Source organism: Streptomyces sp. SID13666, assembly GCF_010548325.1.
Taxonomy (GTDB): Bacteria; Actinomycetota; Actinomycetes; order Streptomycetales; family Streptomycetaceae; genus Actinacidiphila; species Actinacidiphila fildesensis.
Genome location: NZ_JAAGLX010000011.1, coordinates 166,503 through 190,581, shown reverse-complemented (window position 1 = coordinate 190,581; position 24,079 = coordinate 166,503). Strand labels below are relative to the sequence as shown.

General features: G+C 70.9%; 19 protein-coding genes. 15 read left to right on the top strand and 4 right to left on the bottom strand.

Annotated elements, in window-relative coordinates; translation table 11 throughout:
• The first annotated feature begins 24 nt into the window (after nucleotides 1-24).
• Both G3I60_RS17500 and G3I60_RS17495 read left to right on the top strand, forming a co-directional pair.
• Nucleotides 25-1,356, top strand: a complete 1,332-nt coding sequence (locus G3I60_RS17500) for an ABC transporter substrate-binding protein (RefSeq protein ID WP_138353377.1) — start codon at nucleotides 25-27, stop codon at nucleotides 1,354-1,356.
• 217 nt (nucleotides 1,357-1,573) lie between these two features.
• Entirely contained in the window at nucleotides 1,574-2,842 is a 1,269-nt protein-coding gene (locus tag G3I60_RS17495) for a glycosyltransferase (protein ID WP_164293799.1), read from the top strand.
• Nucleotides 2,843-2,891: 49 nt separating this feature from the next.
• Here the strand turns inward: G3I60_RS17495 and ctaD are convergent, their stop codons facing one another.
• Nucleotides 2,892-4,586, bottom strand: a complete 1,695-nt coding sequence (ctaD, locus tag G3I60_RS17490; protein WP_164293798.1) for a cytochrome c oxidase subunit I — start codon at nucleotides 4,584-4,586, stop codon at nucleotides 2,892-2,894.
• Nucleotides 4,587-4,772: 186 nt separating this feature from the next.
• On the opposite strand from ctaD, the gene G3I60_RS17485 reads away from it, so the two are divergent.
• The 3 genes from G3I60_RS17485 to G3I60_RS17475 all read left to right on the top strand — a co-directional run bounded on the left by G3I60_RS17485 (nucleotide 4,773) and on the right by G3I60_RS17475 (nucleotide 7,154).
• The gene (locus G3I60_RS17485) at nucleotides 4,773-6,296 is read left to right on the top strand and encodes an aldehyde dehydrogenase family protein (protein WP_164293797.1); all 1,524 of its coding nucleotides are present in this window, start codon (nucleotides 4,773-4,775) and stop codon (nucleotides 6,294-6,296) included.
• Nucleotides 6,297-6,388: 92 nt separating this feature from the next.
• A complete protein-coding gene (locus G3I60_RS17480; RefSeq protein ID WP_138353337.1) occupies nucleotides 6,389-6,766 on the top strand; it encodes a DUF779 domain-containing protein in 378 nt (125 codons plus the stop codon).
• 169 nt (nucleotides 6,767-6,935) lie between these two features.
• Nucleotides 6,936-7,154 carry a proteinase inhibitor I78 gene (locus G3I60_RS17475; RefSeq protein ID WP_164293796.1) on the top strand — a complete coding sequence of 73 codons (219 nt, stop codon included), beginning with the start codon at nucleotides 6,936-6,938 and terminating at the stop codon, nucleotides 7,152-7,154.
• 85 nt (nucleotides 7,155-7,239) lie between these two features.
• On the opposite strand, the gene G3I60_RS17470 is transcribed toward G3I60_RS17475, so the two are convergent.
• The gene (locus tag G3I60_RS17470; protein WP_164607410.1) at nucleotides 7,240-8,187 is read right to left on the bottom strand and encodes a phosphatase PAP2 family protein; all 948 of its coding nucleotides are present in this window, start codon (nucleotides 8,185-8,187) and stop codon (nucleotides 7,240-7,242) included.
• 437 nt (nucleotides 8,188-8,624) lie between these two features.
• Here G3I60_RS17470 and G3I60_RS17465 point away from each other — a divergent pair, with 437 nt between their 5' ends.
• From G3I60_RS17465 to G3I60_RS17455, 3 genes are all read left to right on the top strand, one after another.
• Nucleotides 8,625-10,262 carry a glycosyltransferase family 39 protein gene (locus G3I60_RS17465; RefSeq protein ID WP_343240999.1) on the top strand — a complete coding sequence of 546 codons (1,638 nt, stop codon included), beginning with the start codon at nucleotides 8,625-8,627 and terminating at the stop codon, nucleotides 10,260-10,262.
• A gap of 213 nt (nucleotides 10,263-10,475) precedes the next feature.
• Nucleotides 10,476-12,251, top strand: a complete 1,776-nt coding sequence (locus G3I60_RS17460; protein ID WP_239069934.1) for an MFS transporter — start codon at nucleotides 10,476-10,478, stop codon at nucleotides 12,249-12,251.
• A 50-nt stretch (nucleotides 12,252-12,301) separates the two neighbouring features.
• Nucleotides 12,302-13,516, top strand: coding sequence for an acyl-CoA dehydrogenase family protein (locus G3I60_RS17455; protein ID WP_164293795.1), 1,215 nt, complete (start codon nucleotides 12,302-12,304; stop codon nucleotides 13,514-13,516).
• Between the two features lie 12 nt (nucleotides 13,517-13,528).
• On the opposite strand, the gene G3I60_RS17450 is transcribed toward G3I60_RS17455, so the two are convergent.
• Both G3I60_RS17450 and G3I60_RS17445 read right to left on the bottom strand, forming a co-directional pair.
• Nucleotides 13,529-14,317 carry a polysaccharide deacetylase family protein gene (locus G3I60_RS17450; RefSeq protein ID WP_164293794.1) on the bottom strand — a complete coding sequence of 263 codons (789 nt, stop codon included), beginning with the start codon at nucleotides 14,315-14,317 and terminating at the stop codon, nucleotides 13,529-13,531.
• A gap of 243 nt (nucleotides 14,318-14,560) precedes the next feature.
• Nucleotides 14,561-15,004: a cell division protein SepF gene (locus G3I60_RS17445; RefSeq protein WP_138353331.1), complete on the bottom strand. Its 444-nt coding sequence runs from the start codon at nucleotides 15,002-15,004 to the stop codon at nucleotides 14,561-14,563.
• Nucleotides 15,005-15,294: 290 nt separating this feature from the next.
• Between G3I60_RS17445 and G3I60_RS17440 the strand changes: the two genes are divergently transcribed.
• From G3I60_RS17440 to G3I60_RS17410, 7 genes are all read left to right on the top strand, one after another.
• Nucleotides 15,295-16,545, top strand: a complete 1,251-nt coding sequence (locus tag G3I60_RS17440; protein ID WP_164293793.1) for a DUF5685 family protein — start codon at nucleotides 15,295-15,297, stop codon at nucleotides 16,543-16,545.
• 467 nt (nucleotides 16,546-17,012) lie between these two features.
• Complete coding sequence (locus G3I60_RS17435; protein WP_138353329.1) at nucleotides 17,013-17,903, top strand: LLM class flavin-dependent oxidoreductase; 891 nt, start codon at nucleotides 17,013-17,015, stop codon at nucleotides 17,901-17,903.
• Between the two features lie 194 nt (nucleotides 17,904-18,097).
• A complete protein-coding gene (locus tag G3I60_RS17430; RefSeq protein WP_138353328.1) occupies nucleotides 18,098-18,835 on the top strand; it encodes a DUF1684 domain-containing protein in 738 nt (245 codons plus the stop codon).
• 322 nt (nucleotides 18,836-19,157) lie between these two features.
• Nucleotides 19,158-20,186 carry a S1 family peptidase gene (locus G3I60_RS17425; RefSeq protein ID WP_138353327.1) on the top strand — a complete coding sequence of 343 codons (1,029 nt, stop codon included), beginning with the start codon at nucleotides 19,158-19,160 and terminating at the stop codon, nucleotides 20,184-20,186.
• A 199-nt stretch (nucleotides 20,187-20,385) separates the two neighbouring features.
• Nucleotides 20,386-21,354: a YafY family protein gene (locus G3I60_RS17420; protein ID WP_138353326.1), complete on the top strand. Its 969-nt coding sequence runs from the start codon at nucleotides 20,386-20,388 to the stop codon at nucleotides 21,352-21,354.
• A gap of 208 nt (nucleotides 21,355-21,562) precedes the next feature.
• Complete coding sequence (locus G3I60_RS17415; RefSeq protein ID WP_138353325.1) at nucleotides 21,563-22,549, top strand: slipin family protein; 987 nt, start codon at nucleotides 21,563-21,565, stop codon at nucleotides 22,547-22,549.
• A 223-nt stretch (nucleotides 22,550-22,772) separates the two neighbouring features.
• Nucleotides 22,773-24,011 carry an MFS transporter gene (locus G3I60_RS17410; protein ID WP_164293790.1) on the top strand — a complete coding sequence of 413 codons (1,239 nt, stop codon included), beginning with the start codon at nucleotides 22,773-22,775 and terminating at the stop codon, nucleotides 24,009-24,011.
• Nucleotides 24,012-24,079: the final 68 nt, after the last annotated feature.

Below are 24,079 nucleotides of genomic sequence, written 5' to 3'. Positions count from 1 at the left end.
GGGGCGAAGGACCCGGGCCGGAGGCTGCCGGCCTCGTCCCGAACCGCCGTGGCGGTGCTGGCCTTCACCACGGTCCTGGTCGCGGCGGGCTGTGGCAGCCGGCTGCCGGAGCGCGACTTCGCCGACCCGCCGTCCGCGACGACGTCCGCGCCGGCGCCGGTCCGCGTCGGGATCGTCACCAGCGCCACGAGCCCGGTCGGCGGGGGAGCGTTCAGCGGACCGCGGGACGGCGCGCTCGCGTACATCGACGCGCTGAACGCCCAGGGCGGCGTCAACGGGCACCGGGTGGAGGCGGTCACCTGCGACGACGGCGGCAGCGGGGTGGGCAACAACGAATGCGTACGCCGACTTGTCGACCAGGACAAGGTGTTCGCCCTGGTGGCGACCAGTGCCCTCGACTACGCCGGAGCCTCGTACGTGAGCGGCAAGGGCGTCCCCGACATCGGCGGCATCCCCATCGGCACGGCGTACGACACCTATCCGCACCTGTACGGGATCTACGGGAGCGACGCCCCCCGCGGGGGCACCCCCGGCTGGGGCGGCACGCTGTACGCGGGCACCGAGGTCTACCGCTGGTTCAAGGACCGGCAGCAGGCCAGGACGGCCGCGGTCGTCCACTACAACCAGTCCGCCTCGGCGCGGTACGCGCAACAGCTCCTCCAGGGGCTGCGGGCGGAGGGATACAAGACGATCAGTGAACAAGTCGACTTCGCCTTGCCCAACTTCCGCGCCGTCGCCGCCGATCTGCGGGCCCGTGGTGTCGACATCCTCTTCGACGCCATGGACACCCACGGCAACGGCCAGCTGTGCCGGGCGATGCAGGCGGCCGGTGTGACGGTCTCCGCCAAGGTCACCAACGTCCAGAACTGGGCGACGACCGTGCCCGCCGACTACCAGGGCGCGGCCGGCTGCCGGAACGCGCTGTGGGCGACCTCGGGCAGCCGCAACTACGACGAGACCGGGCAACCGGCCGTCGACGCGTTCCGTAACGGCATGGCGGCCTGGCAGCGCGCGCACGGCAAGGACGCCGGGCAGTTCTCGCAGTGGCAGCTGGAGGGCTGGGCCGCCGCGATGTGGTTCACCGACGCCCTCACCGGCTGCACCGCCGGCGGGGCGGCCCCCGACCGCGGCTGCGTCGAGCGGTTCATGGGCCGCGCGCAGCCCTACGACGCCCGGGGGCTGCTGGCACCGGTCACCTTCGCCGCGCTGCCGGATCCGCCCGCCACCCGCCGCACCTGTCTGTCCGTCGCCCGCTGGTCGGACGCGGCCCAGGACGGCCACGGCGGATGGGTCACCCAGGGCGGGGACCCGGCCGGCAACTGCCTCACCGTGCCCCAGTTGCCGTACAGCCCCTGAGGCTGTGTCGGGCCACCGTCGCCCTGGACGCGGCAAGTGACGCCTGGACGCGGCAGGGACCCCTGGGCCCGGCAGGGACCCCTGGATGCGCCAGGGACCCCTGGACACAGCAGGGGACAAAGGCCAGATCTTGCTATCGTCCGTCTGACGTCCGTCTGTCGTCCGCGGACGGCAACGGGCGGGGAATCCGCCGGGCAACCGGGAGACACGGAAACGCATGCGCATCTCATTCCTGATCCACAACGCGTACGGAATCGGTGGCACCATCCGTACGACGTGCAACCTCGCCGGCAAGCTGGCCGAGCGGCACGATGTGGAAATCGTCTCCGTCTTCCGGCACCTGGACGAGCCGCAGTTCGTCTACGACCCCCGCGTCCGGCTGCGGCACCTCGTCGATCTGCGCCAGGACAGCCAGGACTCCGACCTCGACGACCCGCGGCGCGCCGTCCCCGCCACGGTCTTCCCGGCGTCCGACCGCCGCCACGACCACTACAGCGCCCTCACCGACGAGCGCATCGCCCGCCACCTGGCGCAGCTCGACGCGGACGTCGTCGTCGGCACCCGCCCCGGGCTCAACGTCCACATCGCGCGGCAGGCCCCGCGCACCATGGTGCGCGTCGCCCAGGAGCACCTCACCCTCGACACCCACTCCACCAAGCTCGTGCTCCTGCTGCGCCGGCTGTACCCACGGCTGGACGCGGTGGTCACCACCACGGCGGCCGACGCCGCCGCCTACCGCCGCCGGATTCCGGGAGTCCGGGTCACCCCGGTGCCGAACAGCGTCCCGGCCTCCGACGACGACCCTTCGCCGTGCACCGAACCGGTCGTGGTCGCCGCCGGCCGGCTGGCACCCGCGAAGTGCTACGACGACCTGATCCGGGCCTTCGCCAAGGTCGCCGCCGAACGGCCGGACTGGACCCTGCGGTTGTACGGCGCGGGCGCCGAGCGGAAGAAGCTGGCCGCCCTCGTCGTCGAGCTGCACGCGCAGGACGCCGTCCGCCTGATGGGCCCCGCCTCGCCGTTGGAGCCGGAGCTGGCGAAGGCGTCGATCCTGGCCGTCTCCTCCAGCATGGAGTCGTTCGGCATGACGATCGTCGAGGGCATGCGTGCCGGCCTTCCCGTCGTCAGTACCGACTGTCCGCTCGGCCCGCGGGAGATCATCTCCGACGGCGTGGACGGCCTGCTCGTACCGCCGCGCGACATCGACGCGATGGCCGCCGCGCTGCTGCGGCTGATCAACGACGACGAGCTGCGCGTCACGATGGGCCGCGCGGCGTCGGTCAAGGGCGAGCAGTACGACCCGGACCGGATCGCCCGGCTGCACGAGACCCTCTTCCAGCGGCTGCTCGACGCCCGCGCCCGGCGCGGTGGCCGCGGGCGCGCCGCCGTGATGTCGGCCGGCGGACAGGTGCTGGGCGCCGCGTACGCCCTCGGCGACGTGGCAATGGCGGCGGGGCGCAAGGCCCGGCGGACGCTGGGCAAGTGACGCCTGGTCGGTGACGCCTGGTAATTGATGCCTGCTCAGTGACGTTTGGTCAGCGACGTTTGTCCAGCGACACTTCGTCGGCGTCCAGCGCCGACAGCGCCCCGGCCGGCACCTCCGGGTGGTGCAGATCGAAGGCGGGGGATTCGGAGCGAATCCTCGGCAGCGTCGTGAAATTATGCCTGGGCGGTGGGCAGGAGGTGGCCCACTCCAGGGAGCGGCCGTATCCCCAGGGATCGTCGACCGTCACCTTCTCGCCGTATTTCGCCGTCTTCCAGACGTTGTAGAGGAACGGCAGCGTCGACATTCCGAGCAGGAACGCACCGATCGACGAGATCGTGTTGAGCGTGGTGAATCCGTCGGCCGCCAGATAGTCGGCGTACCGGCGCGGCATTCCCTCGACGCCCAGCCAGTGCTGCACCAGGAACGTGATGTGGAAGCCGAAGAACAGCGTCCAGAAATGGATCTTCCCCAGCCGCTCGTCCAGCATCTTCCCGGTGAACTTCGGCCACCAGAAGTAGAAACCGGCGAACATCGCGAACACCACGGTCCCGAACACCACGTAGTGGAAGTGCGCCACGACGAAGTAGGTATCGCTGACATGGAAGTCCAGCGGCGGGGAGGCGAGAATGACTCCGGTCAGCCCGCCGAAGAGGAAGCTCACCAGGAATCCGATCGACCACAGCATCGGCGTCTCGAACGACAGTGAACCGTTGATCATCGTGCCGACCCAGTTGAAGAACTTCACACCGGTCGGCACCGCGATCAGGAACGACATGAAGGAGAAGAACGGCAGCAGAACGGCGCCGGTCACGAACATATGGTGGGCCCACACCACCATCGAGAGACCGGTAATGGCCATGGTCGCGCCGACCAGCGTCAGATAACCGAAGATCGGCTTGCGCGAGAACACCGGGAGGATCTCGGAGATGATCCCGAAGAACGGCAGCGCGATGATGTAGACCTCCGGATGGCCGAAGAACCAGAACAGGTGCTGCCACAGCAGCGCCCCGCCGTTCTGCGGCGCGAACACCATCGAGCCGAACCGCCGGTCCGACTCCAGCACCAGCAGCGCCGCGGCCAGCACCGGGAACGCCATCAGGACCAGGATCGACGTGAACAGCACGTTCCAGGTGAAGATCGGCATCCGGAACATCGTCATGCCGGGCGCGCGCATTCCGATGATCGTGGTCAGGAAGTTCACCGCGCCGAGGATCGTGCCGAAACCGGACAGTGCCAGTCCCATGATCCACATATCGGCGCCGATTCCGGGGGAGCGGGTCATGCTGTTCAGCGGCGCGTAAGCGAACCAGCCGAAGCTCGCGGGCCCGTCCGGGACGAGGAAACTGCCCAGGACGATCAGCCCGCCGAAGAGATACAGCCAGTACGAGAACATGTTCAGCCGCGGAAACGCGACATCGGGCGCGCCGATCTGCAACGGCATGATCTCGTTCGCGAAACCGGCGAAGGCCGGAGTCGCGAAGAGCAGCAGCATGATCGTGCCGTGCATCGTGAACAGCTGGTTGAACTGCTCGTTCGACAGGAACTGCAGTCCGGGACGGGCCAGCTCGGCGCGCATCATCAGCGCCATCAGCCCGGCCGCCAGGAAGAACCCGAACGACGTGATCAGATAGAGATGGCCGATCTTCTTGTGATCGGTCGTGGTGAGCCAGTCCACCACCACGCTGCCCGGCTGCGGCGCACGCGCCGGTTCGGCAGCGGCCTCCTCCTTCGCAGGTGCCGTCATTGGCTTCCTTTCGCTGTCCGATCGCCGCCAACCGTTCCACGACGCACGTCAGTTAAACCGCCATGAGCCCATCATGCTCGCCGACCTGACCATCACGCGAGAGTGCGCAAGCCATCTGGCCGAGCCGGTTCACTAGCAGTAGCGTGCGCCGCATCAGCTCTCGGCATCATCAAAAGGAGCAGGCTCATGACGGTCTATCAGCCCCCCGGAAACTCTGGCAGCCCCGCCTCCTTCCCCTCCCGCTACGAGAACTGGATCGGCGGAGAATGGACGGCCCCCGCCGCCGGGGGATATTTCGAGAACCCGACGCCCGTCACCGGCCAGGCGTTCGTCGACATAGCCCGCTCCACCGCGGCGGACGTCGAACTCGCCCTGGACGCGGCGCACTCGGCGGCCCCCGCCTGGGGGCGCACCGCCCCCGCCGAGCGGGCGTCCGTCCTCAACCGGATCGCCGACCGGATGGAGCAGCACCTCACCGAACTGGCCGTCGCCGAGGTCTGGGACAACGGCAAGCCGGTCCGTGAGGCGCTGGCCGCCGACCTGCCGCTGGCCATCGACCACTTCCGGTACTTCGCGGGCGTGCTGCGCGGCCAGGAGGGGTCGATCTCCCAGATCGACGAGGACACCGTCGCCTACCACTTCCAGGAGCCGTTAGGAGTGGTCGCGCAGATCATCCCCTGGAACTTCCCGATCCTGATGGCCGTCTGGAAGCTCGCCCCGGCGCTCGCCGCCGGCAACTGCGTGGTCCTCAAGCCGGCCGAGCAGACCCCGGCCTCGATCATGTACCTGATGGACCTGATCCAGGACCTCATCCCGCCGGGCGTCGTCAACGTCGTCAACGGCTTCGGCACCGAAGCCGGCAAGCCGCTCGCCTCCAGCCCCCGCGTCGCGAAGGTCGCCTTCACCGGCGAGACCACCACCGGCCGGCTGATCATGCAGTACGCGAGCCAGAACATCGTCCCGGTCACCCTCGAACTCGGCGGCAAGAGTCCCAACGTCTTCTTCGCCGACGTCGCGGCAGCCCCCGACGAGTTCTACGACAAGGCCCTCGAAGGCTTCGCGATGTTCGCCCTCAACCAGGGCGAGGTCTGCACCTGTCCGTCCCGCGCCCTCATCCAGGCGTCGATCTACGACAGCTTCCTCGGCGACGCCCTGGAGCGCACCCGCTCGATCCAGCAGGGCAACCCCCTCGACACCGGCACGATGATCGGCGCCCAGGCCAGCAACGACCAGCTCGAGAAGATCCTCTCCTACATCGACATCGGCACCGCCGAGGGAGCCAAGATCCTCACCGGCGGCGAACGCGTCGACCTCGGCGGTGCCCTCTCCGGCGGCTACTACGTGGCCCCGACGATCTTCGAGGGCGACAACAGCATGCGGATCTTCCAGGAGGAGATCTTCGGCCCCGTCGTCTCCGTCGCCCGCTTCGACCAGTTCGACGACGCCGTCTCCATCGCCAACGACTCCCTCTACGGACTCGGCGCCGGCGTCTGGACCCGCGACATGAACACCGCGTTCCGCGCCGGCCGCGCCATCCAGGCCGGCCGCGTCTGGACCAACTGCTACCACGCCTACCCGGCCCACGCGGCCTTCGGCGGCTACAAGAACTCCGGCATCGGCCGAGAGAACCACAAGATGATGCTCGACCACTACCAGCAGACCAAGAACCTGCTGGTCAGCTACAGCCCGAACGCGCTGGGCTTCTTCTAGCCGCTCACGACCCCCGGTCCGCAGAATGCGGTCCGGGGGTCTGCGGGGCGCACGGAGGTCGCAGGTCGGGTTCGAGACAGGGACGGTGAAGCATGGATGTGGCAAACCGGGTCGAGGTGACCGGGATGGCGGCGGAACTGTTGCGGCGGCTGGCCGACGAGCACGGTCCGCTGATGTTCCACCAGTCCGGCGGGTGCTGCGACGGCAGTTCGCCGATGTGCTACCCGGCGGGCGAGTTCCTGACCGGGGACTCGGACGTGCACCTGGGGGACCTGGGCGTGGCGGGCATGGAACCGGTGCCGGTGTGGATGGCCCGGGACCAGTTCGCGTACTGGAGCCATACGCATCTGACGATTGACGTGGTGCCCGGGCGGGGGAGTGGTTTTTCCCTGGAGGCACCGACGGGAAATCGCTTTCTTATCCGCTCCCGGCTGTTGACGGACGAAGAGTTGAAGGCATTGCGGACATGATGTGCGCGAGCCATGCGCATGCTGTGTCCACGGTGAATTAACCGCTTTCCGAACATTTCCGCGAGAGATCAAACTCCTCAGCGGATTCTGTGACAGAAGCGTGACGATCAATGCCGGGTACTGCCCGTACGCGCCTTCCCGGATGTACGCCGCGTGCTTACGGTGGGGTATGGCACCGATACCGACACCTGGACCCCGGACCCCGGACGACCCCGCGAAGGCCTACACAGGGCTGCCGAAGGACGAGGCGGAACGGCGCGCGAGAGAGCACGGCTGGACCACGGTCCGTTCCCTTCCGGAGGGGGCGATCGTCACCATGGAGTACGTCGCGGGACGGCTGAACTTCAGCGTCGCGGACGGCAGAGTGACGCGCTGCTGGCAGGGCTGACCGACGGGAAACGGCGGGAGGCCGTGCGAACCGCTCCGGCGGTTCGCACGGCCTCCCGTGGTCGTTGGAGTCGTCGGAAGCGGCGCTAGCTGCCTGCGGCGCCGCGCCCGCGCACCTGCTGGTGGGCGAGCGGGATGGGGCGGACGGGCCGTTCCGCGGGCGGCCGGCGGCTGCCGGTCGGGGTGACGGGGGTGCGCTCGTGGCGGGCGGCCGGCGGCCGTCCCGGAGCGTGCGGCATGGTGGCCGCATGGCCACCCGTGGCGGCGCCGACGGGCTCCAGCGCGGGCTGGCCGCCCGTCTGGGAGGCCCGCTGGGTCACCAGGCCGGGGCGCTGCCCGAGCGTGCGGGCCGGGACGGGAGCGAGTCCGGAACCGTGCCGGAGCCGGTGCCAGGCGGCCACCAGGAAGTCCTCGGCCCAGGCCATCGCGGGTTCGAACCAGGGGAGCGCGAGCAGCACCAGCAGGCCGGCGGCCCAGCCGAGCAGCACGTCACTGACCCAGTGGGTGCCGAGGTAGATGGTGGTCATACCGACCCCGAGGGCCAGCAGCGCGGCGATGACCGAAGCCCACCGGCGTACCCGTGGCGTGGTCGCCAGATATGCCAGAACGCCCCAGGTCACGACCGCGTTCGCGGTGTGGCCCGAGGGAAATATATCGCCGCCGGCGAAGAGTTCGGGGGATCCCACGGCGGTGGCGTAGTGCGGGCCGAGCCTTCCGAGCCCGTACTTCACGGCGCCAACGGTGATGTTCAGCAACAGGAGGGAGGCGCCGAGGGCCAGCATCGGGTGCAGGCTCCGCTGCCGCCAGGCCTGCCCGCCCAGCCAGGCCGCGACCATCACGGCCGTCGGGCCGCGCTGTCCCAGGACCACGAAGTAGTCCAGGGCCGCGTGGATCTGGGGCCACTGCTTGTAGGGGCGCCACAGCATCACCTGCCAGTCCAGCGTCACGAGCTTGGAGGAGGTGACGACGCCCACGACGATGGCCACGTAGACCGCAAGCGTCGAGCCGAACAGCCAGAGGCGTGTTCGGCTCATACGCGGTAGGTCGCGTGTGGTCGGGTACTCCGCCGGTCGGTGGAGCTTCTCATCGGTACGCACCGAATCGACGTTACAGCGTGTGACAGCAGTGATCGGCCGAACGAGCGTCTTTGTAATGACGATGTGATGTGGAGTGCGTCTCACCCGTTCCTTTGGCACTCACGGATTGAGTGAAAATTCGGGAACTCTGGATTTTATGTTCGGGTGTCGATACTCACATCACAACCGCCTTTTTATCGGCTATTACCCTCAGGGATGCACTGCGTTTCCCGTCCGAATGGCGGGACGCCGCGGTGATCATGGGTCCCGGAACGTGCGATAGCGTTTGGGGCCGCCTCGGCGGTACCCGCGTGACCTGGGCCTTCGGGCCCGCCGGGCGCGGCAGGTAACGCAGCGTCAGGATCGAAGCGCAGGACGAACCAGAGGAGCACGCCGTGGTCCGCCCCGGGAGGCAGCCGGCACTCGTCGTCGCTGTCGTGTTCACCGCAGCGGCGGTCGTCCAGCAGATCCTGCCGGCCGTCGGCGTCGGCGGCCCGCTGCCGGGCTGGCAGCCCCTTCCGTTCCTGCTCGTGGCCGCTCCCGCGTGGCTGCTGGCCCGCCCCTGGGCGACCGCCGGGCGCAAACCGCCGTACGTGCTGTCCTGGCTCGTGGTCCGGCTGCGCCATGTCCCGTCCTGGGCGCTGCCCGCCGCGGTGCTCGCGGCGGCCGCCGTGGTCTGGGCCGCGCTGCAGGACCAGGAGCCGTACCTCGGGCATGAGGAGGCGGTCTACGCGAACAAGGCGCGGTCCTGGCTGGACGGCACCCCGGACGCGGGCTGGGGCACCTACCGGCCGATCGGACTGCCGGTGCTGGGCCGGCTCGCGCTGGGCCTGAGTGACACCGTCGGGGCGGTCAGGGCGGTGGCGCTCGTCCTGGCGCTCTTCACCCTCACCGTCACGTACGTCGTCGCCGCCCGCTGGACGACCCCGCGGCGGGCGGCCGTCGCGGCGCTGCTGGTGCTGGGCGGGCTGGGCTTCCTGCGCCGGCTCCCCGAGTTCCTCAACGACATCGGCTCCACCGGCCTGTTGCTGATCGTGGTGTACCTGCTGACGAGGGCGCAGGAGAAACCTTCCTCGCGCGCCCTGCTCTGGGTGCCGCCCGTCGCGCTGGCCGCGTTCTACCTGCGCTACGGCGTCGCCGGGAACCTCGTCGCGATCGCGATCGCCGCAGTCGCCGCCTACGGGCCGCGCGCCTGGCTGGAGCAGCGCGGCCGGCTGGCCGTGGCGGCGGCGGTCTTCCTCGCCGGCCTGGTGCCGCACTTCGTCTACGCGACGAAGGCGGCCGGCTGGCCGCTGGGGCTGATCTTCTCCGCCACCTCGCACGCGAACCGCGCCTACGTGGGCGACGGATTCGTCTACTACCTCGGGATCTTCCCGTACCGGCTGGCCGGCGACCTCGGCGCGGTGGTGATGGCGGCCGGCCTCTACGCGGCGGGCGCCGCGTTCCGGCGGCGCCTGAGCACCGGGACCGAGGGCCGGACGGCCCGCCGGAAGGTGTTCCTCGGGTCGACGGCCGTGCTCGTCGTCGTCCTGCTCGGGATGGCCACCGACGGGGAGCCGCGCTTCATTTACCTGTCGGTGGTGCTGCTCACCATCCTCGGAGTGCAGGCGATCGCCGACCTGACCGGCCGCTGGTCCGCGCACGTCCTGACGGCCGTGGCCCTGCTCGCCGCCATCACCGTGCCGGCGACCGCCATGTCCGTGGCCCGCGGGGCGATGCCCGCACCGAACGCGGAGCGTGACTCGACGGTTCCGGTGGCGGAACAACTCGCCTCGGACGGTCCGTGCCTGCTGGTCACCGGGTACGAACCGGAGATGGGCTGGTACTCGGGCTGCGACGCGATCACCTACGCCCAGGCGGCGGAAACGGACTTCCCGGCGGGCACCAGGGTCAGTTTCGTGCTCTTCCGGCACGGCCGGCTGCAGCCCGGCGCCGCCGCGCTGCGCGACCTCATCGACGGCCACTCCGTCACCACCCGCACCATCCGCACCACCGGGTCGCTGGGCACCGCCACCGTCATCACGCTGCGCTGATCCCGGTCCTGGCCAGGCCCCGCAAGGGAACCGGCGCACCGTCCCGCCGCCGCCCCCGGAGCGGGTCATTCCGTCAAGGTGAGGTGGGCCACATGACCAGACCTCCACCTGGCGTACTCTGTCGTCTCACTCGCCTTTACCGCCGGTCAACCGGAATGGTGTAGCGACGTCCAGTTCCGAGGTAGTGAGAGCACCCCGCTGGGAGGTACGTAGATGACTGGGACGACAACGGTCGGCTCGGTGAGGCCGGCAGCCGTCCCACCGCATCAGCGTCCGGCCGGACGCTGGACCGTCCTGGTGGTCCTGTGCGTGAGCCTGCTGCTCGTCGCGCTCGACGCGACCGTGCTGCACGTCGCGGTCCCCGCGCTCACCGAGGACCTGCACCCGGGCGCGATACAGCTGCTGTGGATCGTCGACGCCTATCCGCTGGTCGCCGCCTCGCTGCTGATCCTCTTCGGCACCCTCGGCGACCGCGTCGGACGGCGAAAGATCCTGCTGATCGGCTACGGGCTCTTCGGCCTCGCCTCGGCCCTCGCCGCGTTCGCCACCGGCGCGCACGTCCTCATCGCGGCCCGGGCGCTGCTCGGGGTCGGCGGCGCCATGATCATGCCGGCGACGCTGTCGATACTCCGCCAGGTCTTCCCCGACCGCCGGGAGCGCGCGGTCGCCATCGGCGTGTGGAGTGCCGTCGCCGCCGTGGGCGCCGCGGTCGGACCGGTACTGGGCGGCTTCCTCGTCGAGCACTTCTGGTGGGGATCGGTCTTCCTCATCAACATCCCGCTGATGGCCGTGATCCTGCCGCTCTCGCGCTGGCTGCTCCCCGAGTCCAAGGGCGAGGGCTGCGGCCCGTGGGACGTCCTCGGCGCCCTCATGGCGGCGTTCGGCGTCCTCGGCGTGGTCCTCGGGGTCAAGCGCCTCGGCGGCGGTGCGAGCCTGCTCGACCCCGGGGCGATCGGTCCCGTCGTGGTCGGCGCGGTGCTGCTGGTGCTCTTCGTGCGCCGGCAGAAGCGCCGCGAACACCCGCTCATAGACATCGGCATGTTCTCCCGCCCCACCTTCAGCACCTCCGTCGGCTGCATCGTCCTGGCCATGCTCGCGCTCGTCGGCCTCGAACTGATCGCCGTGCAGTACCTGCAACTGGTGCTCGGCCTCAGCCCCTTCGCGACCGGGCTCCGCCTGCTGCCGCTCACCTTCGCCGCGATGGCGGCCGGACTGTGCGGCTCGCGCCTGCTGCACCGCTTCGGGCCACGCGCCATGGTCGGCACCGGGTTCGTGCTCACCGCCGTCGCCGTCCTGTCCCTGACCCTGATGGGACAGACCGACCGGCCGATGCTCCTCACCGGCGCCTTCGTGCTCCTCGGATTCGGCCTGGAGACCACGATCTTCGGCGCGTACGAATCCATGCTCAGCGAAGCCCCCGCCGCTCAGGCGGGCGGCGCCGCGGCCATCGGCGAGACCTCCTACCAACTCGGCGCGGGCATGGGCATCGCGCTGCTCGGCAGCGTGATGAACGCCGCGTACGGCCCCGGCGTGGCGCACGTCCCCGGCGTCCCGTCCGCCGACGGCGCCGCCGCGGGGAACTCGCTGGGGGAGGCGTACGACATCTCCGGCCGGCTCGGCGGCCCGGCGGGAGCCGCGCTGCGGCAGGCCGCCCGGCACTCCTTCGTGACCGGGCTGCACGTCACGCTCGTCGTCAGCGCCGGCCTGCTGCTGCTGGGCGCGCTCGCCGCGTTCCGCCTCCCGCGGGTGATGGACTGCGGCGCCCTCCTCCTGAAAGCGGAGGGATTCGCAGAAGTCGAGACCCCCGCCCACGAGGTGTCCGCCGCGGAACGCCGGCCGTCCCTCGCGAAGCACCCGGACCACTCCGGCCACCACCCGGACCACTCGGGCCACCCGCTGCCCGCTCAGTACCACGCGCCCGACGCCGAACGCCTGGTGTCCGCGGGCGAACAGCAGGCGGGACTTTACGTGGCGGGAGCACGCACGTAGCGTCGTCCACGACCTTGTAGATCACCTCGTAGCTCACCCAGGAGACCGTCATGTCCGGGAGCGCGCTGCCGCCGTTCGATCCGTACGATCCGCTCGGGATCGACGATCTGCTCAGTGACGAGGACCGCGCGGTGCGCGAGACCGTCAGGAACTGGGCCGCGGACCGCGTACTGCCGTACGTGGCGGGCTGGTACGAGTCGGGCGAGCTGCCCGTCATCCGGGAGCTCGCCCGGGAACTCGGCGCCATCGGCGCGCTCGGCATGTCCCTCACCGGCTACGGCTGCGCGGGCGCCAGCAACGTCCAGTACGGCCTGGCCTGTCTGGAACTGGAGGCGGCCGACTCCGGGATCCGCTCGCTGGTCTCCGTACAGGGATCGCTGGCGATGTACGCCATCCACCGCTTCGGCTCCGAGGAGCAACGCCAGGAGTGGCTGCCGCGGATGGCCTCCGGCGAGGTCATCGGCTGCTTCGGCCTCACCGAGCCCGACGTCGGCTCCGACCCGGCCGGGATGCGGACGTACGCCAAGCGCGACGGTGGGGGCACCTCCCGGACGGAGTCCGGGGGGGACTGGGTGCTCAACGGCCGCAAGATGTGGATCACCAACGGCTCGGTGGCCGGGGTCGCCGTGGTCTGGGCCCGCACCGACGACGGCATCCGCGGCTTCGTCGTCCCGACCGACACCCCCGGCTTCTCGGCGCCGGAGATCAAGCACAAGTGGAGCCTGCGCGCCTCGGTCACCAGCGAACTCGTCCTGGACGACGTCCGGCTGCCCGCCGGTGCCGTGCTCCCCGAGGGCGCCGGCCTCAAGGGCCCGCTCAGCTGTCTGAGCCACGCGCGCTACGGCATCGTCTGGGGCGCGATGGGCGCGGCCCGCAGCAGCTTCGAATCGGCGCTGGAGTACTCGAAGACCCGCGAACAGTTCGGCCGGCCCATCGGCGGCTTCCAGCTCACCCAGGCCAAACTCGCCGACATGGCGGTCGAACTGCACAAGGGCATCCTGCTCGCCCACCACCTCGGGCAGCGGATGGACGCCGGGCGGCTGCGCCCGGAGCAGGTCAGCTTCGGCAAGCTCAACAACGTGCGCGAGGCGATCGAGATCTGCCGCACCTCGCGCACCATCCTCGGCGCCAACGGCATCTCGCTGGAGTATCCGGTGATGCGGCACGCGACCAACCTGGAGTCCGTGCTCACCTACGAGGGCACCGTGGAGATGCACCAACTGGTCCTGGGCAAGGCCCTCACCGGACTCGACGCCTTCCGGTGAACGCCGTCGCGGTCAGCGTCCTGCCGGAGCCTGCGGAGTCACTCCGCTCCTGCCCGGTGGATGGGCATCAGGGGTGGTGAACGTGTAGCCGGCCTCGATCAGCCGCGGCAGATAGTTCTTCAGCGCGGCCACCGTCTGTGAGCGGTCGCCGCCGCTGCCGGGCGCGGGATCGTCGTCGCCGCCCTCGGTGCCGTCGTGGTTCAGCACGATGGCACCGGTGGCCGCACCGCCGACGACCCGGTCGGCGATGGTGCCGGTGCCGGGGTTGGCCCAGTCCGTCGGGTCCACCGACCAGGAGATCGGGCGCAGCCCGAGGTCGGCGCAGACGGCCAGCGAGGCGTCCGCGAAGTCGCCGTAGGGGGCACGGAACAGCACCGGCGCCCGCACACCGGTCTTCGTGACAGCGTCCTGGGTGCGCTGCATCTGGTCGCGTACGTCCGCGGCGGACAGGTCACTGAGATGAGGGTGGGACCAGGTGTGGTTTCCCAGCGAGTGCCCCTCCGCGGCGATGCGGCGCACCACGTCCGGGTACAGCCCGACGTTGTCGCCGCACACGAAGAACGTCGCATGGACGCTGTGGGCGCGCAGGACGTCCAGCACCTGCGGCGTGTACTGCGGACTGGGGCCGTCGTCGAAGGTGAGGGCCATCACCATGGAACCGGCGTTGACCTCGGTTTCCGGTGCGGTGACCCGCCGGGCACGCGCGGCCGCCGGCACCGCCGCGGCACCGAGGCCGAGCAGAGCTGTGGCGCTTACGGCGAGGAAGCGGCGGCGGGGCAGCGGACTGCGGGGCTTTGGCATGGGACCATCTTGAGCGGCCGACGGCCCGGCTCGATGAGGGACGCGCCGAGTCCGGGCGGATCAAGGGCGAAGCCGAAGAGGGCACACGCCAAGGCTCTGACCGTCGGATGCGGCATCAGCTCCGGGCCGCCTGGGGGCCGTCCGAGGGTGACCAGGGACGACTAGCAACGACCGTCTACGACGGCTCCCAGGCTGCTCACAGCGTTGTCCATACCGTGCTTCCGTGGTGCTGAGCGTGGTTGATCAGTTCTGGTTGAAGAATCCGTCGGCGCCGCGCTTCGACTCGGCGTTGAGGACCATGTAGTCGGCGGGGGTCAGCAGGAAGACACGGGTGGCGATGCGCTCGATCGAGCCGCGAAGCCCGAAGGTGAGACCCGCCGCGAAGTCGACGACGCGCTTCGCGTCGCTCGACTCCATACCCGTAAGGTTCACGATCACCGGCACGCCCTTGCGGAAGAGCTCGCCGATGCCGCGGGCATCCCGGAAGCCGTCCGGGGTCACGGTGGCGATCTGGCGGCCCTGTTCCTCGGCCGTCTCGCTCGCCACCTGGACCCTGGGGTCGGTCACCCAGGTGTCGCCGCGCTCGGATCCCTCGCCGTAGTCGGCGTACTCCTCGTCGTAGTAGCTCTCGTCGCCGTTGTCGTCGACGAGGCCCAGCCAGGCACTCGCCCGTCGAACCGAACCCATGGACGCCTCCTCTCACACGCGGTCAATATCGTCCGCACCCCTATGGTCGTCCATGATGCCGATGATGCGCCAAGCGGATAGCCGCCACCCAGGGGACTTGTGACGGTACTGGTGCACAAGATAGGTGTCGGGGAGTCAGGTAGCCATAGGCATACGGATGGTGACGAAGTGATGGGAGCGCTCCCCTCTTCCGGGTGACGCCGCACGGCCGGACGGCGGTACGCCAGTCATGAGATCGTTCCATCGGTAGCATGTCGGGCCGATCGTACGATGAAGCCGCTGGGGGAGCGTTGTTCGGAATTATCAGGCCGTGTCGCCACCGGATGTCGGAGGGACTCGCCACTTCCTGGATGGCGCACCTGTGCGGGCTGTGCCTCGCGTTGCGCGACGACCACGGGCAGCTGGCCCGCATCGCCACCAACTACGACGGGCTGATCATCTCGGCGCTGGTCGAGGCCCAGGTCCCGGGCGCGGCGGCGTCGGCGAAGTGGCGGCGGACCGCCGGGCCCTGTCCGTTGCGCGGGATGCGCACCGCGCCGGTGGCGACGGGCGAGGGCGCGCGGCTGGCCGCCGCCGTCTCGCTCGTGCTGGCGTCGGCGAAGATGCGTGACCATATCGACGACCGGGACGGCGCCATGGGGCGGCGGCCGGTCGCGGCGGCGGCGCGGACCGTCGCCCGGCGCTGGGACCGGGCCGGCGCGCGGACCGGCGGCGGGCTCGGGTTCGACACGGCGGTGCTGGTGGACGCGGTGGACCGGCAGTCCGGGATCGAGGCGCTGGCCAGGACGGGCACCCCGCTGCTGACGGTCACCGAGCCGACCGAGACCGCGACCGCGGCCGCCTTCGGCTACACGGCGGTCCTCGCCGGACGGCCCGGGAACCGTGCGCCGTTGGAGGAGGCCGGCCGGCTCTTCGGCCGGCTGGCGCATCTGCTGGACGCGGTCGAGGACCAGACGGCTGACGCCGCGTCGGGTGCGTGGAACCCGCTGACGGCGACGGGCACCGGCCGCGACGAGGCCCGGCGGCTGTGCGACGACGCGGTGCGCGGGGTGCGGCTGGCACTGAAGGACACCGAGTTCACCGACGGCCGGCTCGTCCACGTCCTGCTCGCCCATGAGCTGCGGCGCTCGGTGGACCGCGCCTTCGGCGGCACCTGCGCGCACACCCACCCCAACGCGCTCGAAGGGCAGGGTCTCGGCCGGGCCCAGGGTCTGGACCTGGGGCAGCTGGAGCTGCCGCAGCTGAGCGGGAATCCGTACGGTCCTGGTCAGAGCCCGTACGCGCCCGGTGGGCCGGGCTTCCCGCCCAACGGTTTCCCGCCGCCCGAGCCGCCGCGCCGGCGAGGGCTGATCGCCGGGTGCGCGCTGTGGAGCGGGCTGTGCTGCACCTGCCAGCTCTGCTGCCGGGACCACTACGAGGACCCGTGGAACGGCAGGCGCCGCGAGGGCTGGTGCTCGAACTGCGACTGCGACTGCTGCGATGGCTGCGATTGCTGTGATGGGTGCGACTGCTGCGATTGCGGTTGTGACTGCGGGTGTTGAACGGGAGATGAAGAGTCCTTCTCGAACTCGAAAGGTGCGTAACGAGGGAGGGAGAGAAGGTGGCGTGGGTGCGGGAAGGAAGACCGGGCTGACGGGGAGAGCTACGGGAGAGCCTGAGGTGAAGCGGCCGCGGCGGGAGTGGGACAGTGCGCGCGGGCGGGCGGAGCCAGGGCCGGCCGAGCAGGCCCTAAAGGGTCAGCGACAACACGAGGACGACCACACCCGACCGAAGTCGATGTGGTCGCGGGTGACCAACTGACAGCTGCGCATGGGGTCAGTGGAACAGCCGCTGTCCCCATCCGTCAACCACGCTGAGACGCGGTGCCCACCAGTTGGACATGCTTGACAGTGGGCGACGCTGTGGGATTAGCCTCGGGCCACGGTCATGACGACCCGGTCGCGTTGAGGGACGCGGCGTGCGTGAAGGCAACTCCCGTGCTCCTCCAGTGTGTCCACGGAGTCTCCGCATGCCCGAAACCCCTCCAGGCCATCGGCCCATCCGCCCGCTGCACCTGGCCTTCGCGATCGACGGCCGGGAACGGCATCCGGAACCGTACGAGGCCTCCTCCTGCATCGAGCTCGCCCGGCTCGCCGAGCGCGGCGCGCTGGACTTCGTCACGCTCGACGACGTCCCGGCGCCGGCCGACGGCGGTGCCGGACGGCTCGACGCGCTCGCCGTCCTCACGCGGGTCGCACCCGCCACCGACCGGATCGGCCTGGTGGCCGCCGTCACCGCCACGCACCACGGGCCGGTCCCCGTCCCGGCGGCGCTCGCCACCCTCGACCGGGTCAGCCGCGGCCGGGCCGGCTGGACGCCGCTGCTCCCCGACGCGGACGCCCTGCTGCGGGACGGCTGGGCGGACGCCGCCGGATTCCCTGACGTGACGTCAGTCGAACCCGGACCGTTGGAGGGCCGGCCGGTGCTCGCGGTCGACGCGACGCTGGAGGCGCCGCGCGAGACGGCCGCGCGGCACGCGGACGTGGCGTACGTACGGGTCGGCGGTCCGCACTCGGAGCGGCTGGCGTACGAAGCCCGCACTGACCTGCGACGCCGGGCGGCGGCGTACGGCCGGGACCCGGACCGGCTCACGGTCCTGGCCTCGCTCGCCGTCGAACTGTTCGATCCGGCCGACGCCGTGGTCCTCGCCGACCTGTTCGGCGACTGGCACCGCGACGGGATCACCGACGGCTTCCACGTACGGCCCGCCGATCCGCGGCGGGATCTGGCCCGGCTGGTGAACGCGACCGTGCCCGTGCTCCAGCAACGCGGACTGTTCCGCCGCTTCCAGCCCGGCACGACGCTGCGCGAACACCTCGGCCTGGACCGTCCGGTGAGCCGCCCGGCGACCGCACGGTGAGCGGAACGGTGAGCCGCCCGGTGTGCGGCACGGTGGGCCGTCCGGTCGGCTGACCGCCGCCGGCGATACGGACGGGCCAATTCCGGCCACTGCCCCACCGTCCGGCTGGAGGGCAGCCGCCGACCGGAGTACGGGGAGCACGACGCCGCGCGATCATCTCGGCCTGCGGCAGCCGCTATGGAAGGTTGATGACCATGAGTTCCGAGACTGAGCAGGACTGGAAGAACTGGCGCGAGCGGCGCGCCGAGTCGGTCGCCGCGCCGTACGGGCCACTGGCCCTGACCGGCACGTACTGGCTCGCCGACGCGGCGGACGGGAAGATCCCCGGGCTGCCGGGGGAGTGGCGGGAGCAGGACGGCTCGGTGGTCCACCAGGGCGATGGCGTCTTCGGGCGGCTGGAACCCGAGGGGGAGCCGGTGCTGTTCGGCGAGAAGCGGATCGTGGCGATCGACCGCGAGGGGCTGCTCGCCCTCCGGATCTGGGACCCGGCCTCGGACGCCCGGCGTGATTTCGCGGGGATCGGCGCGTTCGACTACGACGAGCGGTGGGTGTTGCCGGCGGTCTTCCGCCCGTACCCCGAGGGACGCGCCGTGCGCGTGCCGCACGCCGACGGCCGGGAGCGCGGACTCGGCGTCAGCGGCGAACTGGCCTTCACCGTGGACGGCGCTGAGCACTCGCTCGCGGTCGCGGTGGAGGAGGACGGCACGCTCTGGGGCGTCATCGCCGATGCGACCAGCGGAAGGAGCAGCTACCGCTTCCGATTCCTGCGGACCCCGGCGCCCGCCGCGGACGGCCGCGTGGTGCTGGACTTCAACCGGACGCTGCTCCCGCCGTGCGCGTTCGCCGACGCCTTCGTCTGCCCGTTCCCGCCGCCCGGCAACACGCTGCCCTTCGCACTCGAAGCGGGCGAGAGCAAGGTGCTCACCAGCTGAGACCCGGCTCGAAACCCGGTTCGAAACCCGGTGGGACCGGCTTCGGTGGCTGGTTCCGGTTCCGGTTCGAGATGCTCCGGCCGAGGTCCGTTCGAGAGACGGCCGCGGCCGGTTGAGATGTCGTCAGCACGGGTGTGCCTCGGTGGTCCTTACGGTCGCCGGGGCGCCGTCGCGTCCGAACGGCGCGGCCGAAAGGCGCCCTTGTGTGTTCCGCGCGGGCTCTGAATACTCCCGTCCAGTGCTTGTCAGGGTCACGTCGAGTTCGTTAATCGGTGCGGCGCTGACAGGCCGAGCTGACCTCCACCCCCCACAGGAGGAATGAATGAAAATCACCCGACGCGCCGGCCTGCTCGCTGTGACGTCCGGCCTGGTGGCCGTCACCGCGCTCACGCTGCCCGCCGCCAACGCCGCCCCCACGGCGACGGCAACCCCGGAGGCCGCCGCAGCGGTCGCCACCTCGCTCGGCACCGCGGCCACCGCGGGCAGCTACTACGACGCGGCGTCGAAGACCACCGTCGTCAACGTCACCTCGGCCAGGGCCGCCGACGCCGTACGGGCGGCCGGAGCGACACCCAGGACCGTCCGGTTCAGCTCGGCAGTACTCGACAAGGCAGGCGAGGCCGCCAGGTCCGCCGACATCGCGGGCTCGGCGTGGTCCGTCGACCCGCTGACCAACAAGCTCGCCGTGAGCGTCGACAGCCGGGTCACCGCCGCCCAGCTGGCCAAGCTCACCAAGGCCACCGCGAGCTACGGCGACGCCGTGAGCATCAACCGCGTGGCCGGGAAGTTCAGCAAGCTGCTCTCCGGCGGGGACGCCATCTACACCAGCCAGTGGCGCTGCTCGGTCGGCTTCAACGTCCGCAGCGGCAACACGTACTACTTCCTCACCGCGGGCCACTGCACCGAGGGCTACCCGGCCTGGACCACGTCCTCCGGCACCTCCATCGGCCCGACCACCGGCAACAGCTTCCCGAACAACGACTACGGGATCGTCCGCTACGACAACTCCTCGATCGCGCACCCCGGCGCCGTCGGCAGCCAGGACATCGCCAGCGCGGGCAACGCCTACGTCGGTGAACCCGTCAAGCGCCGCGGCTCCACCACCGGCATCCACAGCGGCTCGGTGACCGGACTCAACGCCACAGTGAACTACGGCGGCGGCGACATCGTCTACGGCATGATCAAGACCAACGTCTGTGCCGAGCCCGGCGACAGCGGCGGTTCGCTCTACAACGGCTCCATCGCGGTCGGCCTCACCTCGGGCGGCAGCGGCAACTGCTCCTCCGGCGGGACGACGTTCTTCCAGCCGGTCACCGAAGCGCTCAGTGCCTACGGAGTCAGCGTCTACTGACGCACCACCACCGACACCGGCGACGGCCTGCAGCGAACAGGACGGAGCCCCCGCCGACCCTGCCGGCGGGGGCTCTGCCATGTGCCCGTACAGAGGTGCCGTACCCCCGTGGACCCCCGTGGATTTCGGGTGCCGTGCACCCGTGAACCTCCGCCCCATGCGGTCAGTGGCTGTCCGCGACGGCTGGCAGACTGACCGCATGTTGGAGACCTCGGCGCGGCTGCTGCGTCTGCTCTCGCTCCTCCAGTCCCGGCGGGACTGGTCCGGCCCCGACCTCGCGGCGCGCCTGGACGTCACCGCGCGCACGGTGCGCCGCGACGTCGACCGGTTGCGGACCCTCGGCTACCCGGTGCACGCCGCCCCCGGCACGGCCGGCGGCTACCGGCTCGGCGCGGGCGCCGCGCTTCCACCGCTGCTGCTGGACGACGAGGAGGCGGTCGCCGTCGCGCTGTGCCTGCGCACCGGCGTGGGCGGCACCGTCGCCGGGATCGAGGAGGTCTCCGTCCGGGCGCTGTCCAAGCTGGAGCAGGTGCTCCCGTCACGGCTGCGGCACCGGGTCCAGGCCATGCAGGCGATCACCGTCCACGCGCCCCCGCCCGGCCGGGCGACCGTCGGCCAGGACGTGCTGACCGCCATCGGCGCGGCCTGCCGCGACCGCGAACGGCTGCGCTTCGACTACAGCGACCACCGCGGCACCTCCAGCCGCCGCACGGTCGAGCCGTACCGCCTGGTCAACCACGGGCGCCGCTGGTACCTGCTCGCCTGGGACACCGGCCGGGAGGACTGGCGGACCTTCCGCGTCGACCGGATCGACCCCAAGTCACCCACCGGACCGCGCTTCGCACCGCGCGAACCCCCGGAGGACGCGGCGGCGTACGTCGCCAAGGGGGTCACCACCAGGGCCTACCGCTACCAGGCGCGGGTCACCCTGCACATGTCGGCGCAGGCGGTCGCCGACTTCGGCTGGACGGGCTTCGGCACGATCGAGGCGATCGACGACAAGACCTGCGAACTGCGGACGGGCGCCGAGTCACTCGACGGCCTCACCGTCTTCATCGCCCTCCTCGGAGCGGAGTTCGAGGTGCACGAACCGCCCGAGCTCGCCGAGCAGCTGAGAGTGGTGGCCGCCCGGCTGCTGCGCGCGGCGGACCGTACGCCGCCGGACTGACGGGCACGGCTCGGGCGGGCGGTGCGGTGCGGCGGACGGCGTGGTGCGGCGGTGCGGTGCGGCGGCGCGGAGAGGGTCCGTGCGGTGCGGCTGCCCCGTGGGACCCCGGCGCCCCTGCCGTGCGCCGCCCCGCCCGTACGACCGGCGCTCGTCGGGGGTTCCCGCAGTACGCTGGAGACACTGCACGTGTATACGGCAGGGGGCCGAAATGATCGTGGAGCTGGTGTCCGCCGTCCTTGCGGCCGGGGCCGTTTACGGGGTGGCCGCCGCCCGGGTGGTGCGGCAGTACGAGCGGGGTGTCGTGCTGCGGCTGGGCCGGCTCAGGTCGGAGCCCAAGGGTCCCGGATTCACCATGGTCATTCCAGGGGTGGACCGGCTGCGGAAGGTCAATCTGCAGATCGTGACGATGCCCATTCCCGGGCAGGACGGCATCACCCGCGACAACGTCTCGGTCAAGGTGGACGCGGTCGTGTACTTCAAGGTCATCAACGCCGTCGACGCCGTCATCCAGGTCGAGGACTACCGCTTCGCGGTGTCCCAGGTCGCCCAGACCTCGCTGCGTTCGATCATCGGCAAGAGCGATCTGGACGAGCTGCTGTCGAACCGGGAGAAGCTGAACGAAGGCCTGGAAGTGATGATCGACAGCCCGGCGCTGGGCTGGGGTGTGCAGATCGACCGGGTCGAGATCAAGGACGTGTCGCTGCCGGAGGCGATGAAGCGGTCGATGTCCCGGCAGGCCGAGGCGGAGCGTGAACGGCGCGCCCGGATCATCAACGCGGACGCCGAACTGCAGGCGTCGAAGGTGCTCGCCCAGGCCGCCAAGCAGATGGAGGACAACCCCTCCGCCCTCCAACTGCGCCTGCTCCAGACGGTGGTGGCCGTCGCGGCCGAGAAGAACTCGACGCTGGTGCTGCCGTTCCCGGTCGAGCTGCTGCGCTTCCTGGAGCGCGCCGCGCCCACGCCGCCGGCACCGGCCGCCGAGCCCGCCGCCGTACGGCCCGCCGCGGATCCCGAGCCCGCCGCCGCACCCGTACCACCTGCGAACGAGCCCGTACCCGACGTCGTACCCATCCCCCCGGTCCCCCCGATCCCTCCGCTCGCCGCCGTGCCGACCCCCGCTGATCCGACGCCCGCGCTGACGTCGGCGCCGCCAGCGCCGGTCGAGAGCAACTCCCAGGCCAAGAACGAGGAGTAACCACCGCGGTCGAGCGAGCGACCGACGCGACGGAACGGCGACCGATGGACCGAACGGTCCGCCGGCCGCCGCTGTTCGTCGCTCGCTGTCCGCCGACGGCGCCGCTCACCGCACCGGCGTCCCGGCCCCAGCCGTAGACCTTGGTGAGTGCCGCCCGGATGCCGCTTGTTCCGCCCTGTCGGGCCCGTTGCCGTCATGACTCCCAAGCATTAGATTGGGAGTCATGACGGCCTGGGGGGTCCTGCGCGACCGCGACGCGGGAAGGTATCTGGCCGGGGTGCTGGTCTCCGGCTTCGGCAGCTCGGCGATGATGCTGGCCGCCGGTATCTGGGTGAAGTCGCTGACCGGTTCCAGCAGCCTCGCCGCGCTGGTCGGCGTCTGTCTGTGGACCCCGACGCTGGCCGGTCCGCTGCTCGGCACCGTGGTCGACCGGGTGCGCCGCCGCCCGCTCCTGGTGCTGGTCAACGCCGCGATGGCCGCCCTGCTGCCGCTGCTGCTCGTGGTCCGTACGGCGGACCTGGTCTGGATCCTCTTCGCCGTGCTGGTTCTGTACGGGACCGCGTCGGTGCTCTGCGACGCGGCCGAGGCCGCCGTCGTCACCGCCACCGTCCCCGGCGAACTGCGCGGCGACTTCAACGGACTGCGGATGACCGCCAACGAGGCGATGAAACTGCTCGCCCCGCTCGCCGGCGCCGGCCTGTACGTCCGCTACGGCGGCGGTTCCGTCGCCGTGCTCGACGCCGTCACCTTCGGGCTCGCCGCGGCCGTCTTCGCGATGGTCCGGGTGCGGGAGGAACCGCCCGCCCCCGCTACGACGGGCTGGCGCGAACAGACCGCCGAGGGCATCAGGTACCTGCGCCGGCATCCGCTGCTGCGCCGTCTGGTGGCCGTCGGTTCGATCGCCATGCTGCTCTCCGCGCTCGGCAGCTCGGCGATCTACGCGGTGGTCGACGCGGGCCTGCACCGTTCGCCCGCCTTCGTGAGCGTGCTGTACGCGGTGCAAGGCGCGGGCTCGGTCGTCGGGGGAGTGGTCGCGGGGGCGTTGCTGCGGCGGATGCCGGAACGGGTCTTCGCGGCCACCGGCATGCTGCTGTTCGCCCTCGGGGTCGCCGTACGCGCCACTCCGTGGGTCTCCGCCGCCCTGGTCGGCGGCGCGGCGATCGGAGTCGGGCTGCCGTGGGTGCTGATCGCGGCGCTGACCGCCGTCCAGCGGGAGACGCCCGCCGCACTGATCGGCCGGGTCGCGGCCACCGCGAGCACGCTCGTCTTCGCGCCCACCGCGGTGGGCGGACTGGTGGGCGCCGGCCTCGTCGCGGTCGTCGACCACCGCCTGCTGCTCGCCGCCGTCGGTACGGCGGGAGTGCTCGCCGCGGCGTACTGCCTGTTCCAGGTCCCGGCGGCGGAAGCGGACGAGGTGACCTCCGCTGCGGACCGGGGTGGCCAATTCTTTACCGACGCGTAACTAGCCGCCCTTTGCTACTGGCGCGTAAGTTGACGTGAACGTAACAACCTTGTGATCCGGATCACAGC